Origin of the sequence: Flavobacterium sp. BFFFF1, assembly GCF_002256285.1 — a bacterium.
Lineage (GTDB): Bacteria > Bacteroidota > Bacteroidia > Flavobacteriales > Flavobacteriaceae > Flavobacterium.
The window spans coordinates 1-4,288 of the sequence record NZ_NKJE01000048.1; the positions used below are offsets into that span (position 1 = coordinate 1).

General features: G+C 46.7%; 4 protein-coding genes. All 4 read right to left on the reverse strand.

Features of this window, described 5'->3' with window-relative positions; translation table 11 throughout:
- Positions 1-213: 213 nt before the first annotated feature.
- The 4 genes from CFE23_RS16050 to CFE23_RS16065 all read right to left on the reverse strand — a co-directional run bounded on the left by CFE23_RS16050 (position 214) and on the right by CFE23_RS16065 (position 4,229).
- Positions 214-1,815 carry an ATP-dependent DNA ligase gene (locus tag CFE23_RS16050; RefSeq protein ID WP_291090285.1) on the reverse strand — a complete coding sequence of 534 codons (1,602 nt, stop codon included), beginning with the start codon at positions 1,813-1,815 and terminating at the stop codon, positions 214-216.
- Positions 1,812-2,846 carry a ligase-associated DNA damage response exonuclease gene (locus CFE23_RS16055; RefSeq protein WP_291090287.1) on the reverse strand — a complete coding sequence of 345 codons (1,035 nt, stop codon included), beginning with the start codon at positions 2,844-2,846 and terminating at the stop codon, positions 1,812-1,814. Before CFE23_RS16055 ends, CFE23_RS16050 begins: the two co-directional genes overlap by 4 nt.
- 542 nt (positions 2,847-3,388) lie before the next feature.
- Positions 3,389-3,964, reverse strand: a complete 576-nt coding sequence (locus tag CFE23_RS16060) for a hypothetical protein (protein WP_291090289.1) — start codon at positions 3,962-3,964, stop codon at positions 3,389-3,391.
- A gap of 10 nt (positions 3,965-3,974) precedes the next feature.
- On the reverse strand, positions 3,975-4,229 hold the full coding sequence (locus tag CFE23_RS16065) for a hypothetical protein (RefSeq protein WP_291090292.1): 255 nt from the start codon (positions 4,227-4,229) through the stop codon (positions 3,975-3,977).
- Between the last annotated feature and the right edge of the window lie 59 nt (positions 4,230-4,288).

Below are 4,288 nucleotides of genomic sequence, written 5' to 3' on the forward strand. Positions count from 1 at the left end.
TTAAGAAACATCATTTTCTCTCTAATAAAAAATCAAAAACTTTAACGCTTTATTTTCTTAATATCTTAATGGTTAACCTACTCCTATCAATATTCTCTGTTACTATTTTTCACCATTAAGGTATTAAGAGCATTAAGAAACATCATTTTCTCACTACAAAAAAATCATAAATTATCGAAACATAATTTCCTCAATAACTTAATGGTTAAAATTCTAAACAATCATGTTTTTAAGATCCTCAATCGAATTGGCCTCCTCAATTTTCTTATCCACTCGCCACCGCAAGATCCTCGGGAACCGCGTTGCCACACCACTCTTGTGTCTTTTGGAAAGCGCAATGCCCTCAAAACCAATTTCAAAAACCAGTTGCGGGGTGACACTTCGTACCGGCCCAAAGCGCTCCAGTGTGTTTTTCTTGATCCAATCGTCCACCTTCCTGAATTCAGCGTCTGTCAAACCGGAATACGCTTTGGCAAAAGTAACCAGTTCCCGCCCGCCATGCTCATCCGTCTGCCAAAGCGCAAAAGTGTAATCGGTGAAAAGATTCGCGCGGCGTCCTGATCCCCGCATCGCATACGTCAGCACCGCATCGATCACCAACGGCTCAATTTTCCATTTCCACCAGTCGCCTTTTTTCCGCCCCACCTGGTACGTGGAGCTCCGCCTTTTGATCATCAGTCCCTCACTGCGCATTTCCCGCGCACGCATGCGTTCGGCGGTGATCTTATCCCAGGAATCCATTACTACACTTTCAGACAACTGCAATGGGAGTCCGCGGCCCTTCACATTATCGAGCAATTGTTCCAGCAGTTGCCGCCTTTCATCGTACGCCGATTCGCGTAAGTCCCTTCCCTCCCACTCCAGTAAATCATAAGCCTTGATGACCACGGGCGTTTTGGCCAGCAGGTCTTTGGACACCGTCTTGCGGCCAATGCGGGTCTGCAGGTCGTTGAAAGTCCCGATTTCGCCATTCGGGAAAGGCAGGATTTCGCCATCGATGACGGTGCCATCGGGGATCACACCAACGAAACTTTGGAATTCAGGATATTTGTCCGTGACCAGCTCCTCGCCACGGCTCCAGACGTAAATTTCGCCATCCCTTATAATCGTCTGTGAGCGGATGCCGTCCCACTTGTGCTCCACGGCCCATTCCTCTGGATGGCCCAGCACCGCGACGTCGCCGTCGATCTGGTAAGCCAGGTAAAAGGGATAGGGTTTGGACAGGTAGTCGCTGCTTTTTTCATCGAGTATCAACTCCTGGAAAGTGATCGTGCCGGGATTCCAGTTGCCCATCAGTTTATACGCCAGGGCATCCTCATCCACGCCCGTGGCTTTAGACAGCGCGCGCGTCATCAGCTTCTGGCTGACCCCGATGCGGAAGCTGCCCGTAATCAGTTTTGTAAATACAAACCGCTCGTAGTAGTTTAACGCGAGCCAGTTCTCATGCAGGTACTCGCGTTTCTGCTCGTCGGTCTTTGCTTTCAGCGCAATCATCTCATGGAGGTATTCGCTGAGGCTTTTATCGGAATGTGCTTTGGTCGCGGGGATGATCAGCGCAATGGTTTCAGCGAGGTCACCGACAATGTGGTAACTCTCCTCAAACAGCCACAGCGGAATCGCTGCAAGTTCGTTGGCCCAGAGCCGAAGCAGGGTGGTATTGACCGGCCTGGCCGGGCGGCGGTGTGAGAGTATGGCGATGGTCCAAACCTTGTCCTGATCGGAGGCATGCCGGAAATATTCCGTTAGCGCATCGACTTTAACAGTGGTCTTATTGGAACTGTCCAAAGCCTTGATCAGGTTGGCAAAGTTTTTCATGCGGCGGTATCATTTTCATTTTCGGTGGCCGTACCCATTTCTGCTGACTCGCCTTCGTACTGTGTGTTCGCAGTACGCGCATCGTAGCCGAGTTCCCGCAGGTACTTCGAAAAGATGTCGGAATACCCATGTGTACAGATCACCTTCTCTGCGCCGGTCGCCTTGATGCTGTCGAGCAGGCTGTACCAGTCACAATGGTCGCTGAGCACAAACCCTTTGTCAATCGCCCTTCTGGCCCTGGCACCGCGAAAAGCCATCCATCCGCTGGCCGTGCCCGTCACAAAGGGCGTCATCTTCCGGATCCACGGACTGCCGTGTGCGCTGGGCGGGGCAATCACAATATTGCCCAGCAATTCCTCTTTTTTTGTTGCTGCGGTAATTAATGTCGTAGGCGGAAGTGCCACAATCGGGCGCAGCACTTCAGTCATATTTTCTACCGCGCCGTGGGTATAGATCTTCCCGATGGAAAGGTCCAGGTGCTTCATGAGCCGCTGTGCTTTGCCCAACGTATAGCCGAACAGAATAGAAGTGCGGCCGTCCGCCCTATTCTCAGCCCACCAATTGTTGACATCAGTAAAGACTTCCGACTGCGGCAACCAGTTGAACGCCGGCAGCCCAAACGTACATTCGGTGATAAACGTGTCGCATTTTACGACCTCATAAGGTTGCGAAATCCCGTCGTCCTCCGTTTTGTAGTCGCCTGTAAATACCCAGACTTCGCCTTTGTACTCGACCCGTACCTGTGAGCTGCCTACAATGTGCCCGGCGGGGTGCAATGAAAAAACAACCCCATTAACCGTAAACCGCTCATTCCAGCTTTTCCCGGTGACGTTGATCTCGCCGAGCCGGTGCCTGATGATGGGTACGTTTTGATGGTGTGTGATGTAGTTTTGGTGGCCCCAGCGCGAGTGGTCAGAATGGCCGTGGGTGATAATGGCGTTGGGGACAGGCCGCCAGGGATCGAGATACACGTCAGCCTGTTCGCAGTAAATTCCTTTGTCATTAAAGGCTAAAAGTGGTGTCCTACTCATGGAAGTGTTTTCGCATTCTTATAAATTTACGAAGCCCCACCGAAATTCAGAAATACCTTTACGAGAAGTTTAACTTTTGTTTGACGAAATGTGTGGTTTTTTGGATGGCGGGAGCGTCACACTCGTTTCCGCAATACATTTAAAAGAACATGAATATCACACTTTTAATTCCGAGCGATCGGGTTTATTCTTGCGAAGATTCCTCCTTCGTCGGAATGACAACCCCGTACCGTCTGCGTTTGGAAACAATATGTCCGCCTACCAGCACGCAAACGATAAAATCATCCTTCAGCGTGCCTGTCTGGACATTGTCATTCCGACGAAGGAGGAATCTTCACACGCATCTTCACCCGGCTAGCGCGAGCGTCACGCTCGTGCACGCAAAGCATATCACATAGCTATTTTCAAACCCTTCTCACAACCAGGCCCGATACTCTAATTTAAAGATATAAAAAAACTACAATCGTTACATTGTAGTTTTTGATACACATGATGGGCACGAGCGTGACGCTCGCGCTAGTGGGGGAATGGAAGTATTAAACCTACCAGTTTATTTTTGCTTTGAAAAGTTCTCCTTTCCCACCACTAAAACCAATGCTAAAAATTAAACTGTCGGGTAGTCTTCTCATTTCTTTTAAAAACTCCGGATTGTCTTTCCTGTACAGGGCATAAGAAACGAGTTTAATAGTGTCTTTCCTGGATTTTATACTCTCTAATGTAGCAGTGGGATTGTATTTTTTTATTAAAGCTAATGCATCTTCCTTTGAAATTTTGTTCCTCCGGTTCAAAAGATAAATGCTTTTTGGATAATTAGGATATTCCTTATCTTCAATCGCATAGATAATCCTGTCATTTTCAGCATTCATCACGACATAGTCTTCCACATCCGCTAATTGTTTATTATTCAATACCCAATAAAGGCGTACATCCTTTATTTCAGAATGATTTAAGTTAAGGCTGAATCCTACTGGAATGTTTAAAGTCAAATATTTTTCATTATAAGCTTCCCGCATTGAGATAGTTATTACCTTATCAGAAACCACTTCAGTAAAATATTTTTTTTCGGCACACCCTGTAGCTAAAAATAATACACTTATTACAAGAGATATTGTTTTCATATTGCAAAATTTAGTCTTTAATGTATATACAGTCTACTATATCTGCAAATGTACCCAGTTCTTCTTTGTCGATACGATAATTTATAATCACATATTTATTTTCGGATTGTTGCAGATCATTAAAATCCCTTAATTCTTCAATTGATTTGAAATTCCCTTTGAATAAGCTATCCAAAGTTTCCTGACAGATGTAATACTCCTTAAATCCTTTTTCCCGTGCCCCGGCTAGCGCGAGCGTCACGCTCGTGCACGCAAAGCATATCACATAGCTATTTTCAAACCCTTCTCACAACCAGGCCCGATACTCTAATTTAAAGATATAAA

Coding starts and splice junctions, on each gene's coding strand:
- CFE23_RS16055 (WP_291090287.1), bottom strand. CDS start 2,846: ATGAGTAGGACACCACTTTTAGCCTTTAATGACAAAGGAATTTACTGC.
- CFE23_RS16050 (WP_291090285.1), bottom strand. CDS start 1,815: ATGAAAAACTTTGCCAACCTGATCAAGGCTTTGGACAGTTCCAATAAG.
- CFE23_RS16060 (WP_291090289.1), bottom strand. CDS start 3,964: ATGAAAACAATATCTCTTGTAATAAGTGTATTATTTTTAGCTACAGGG.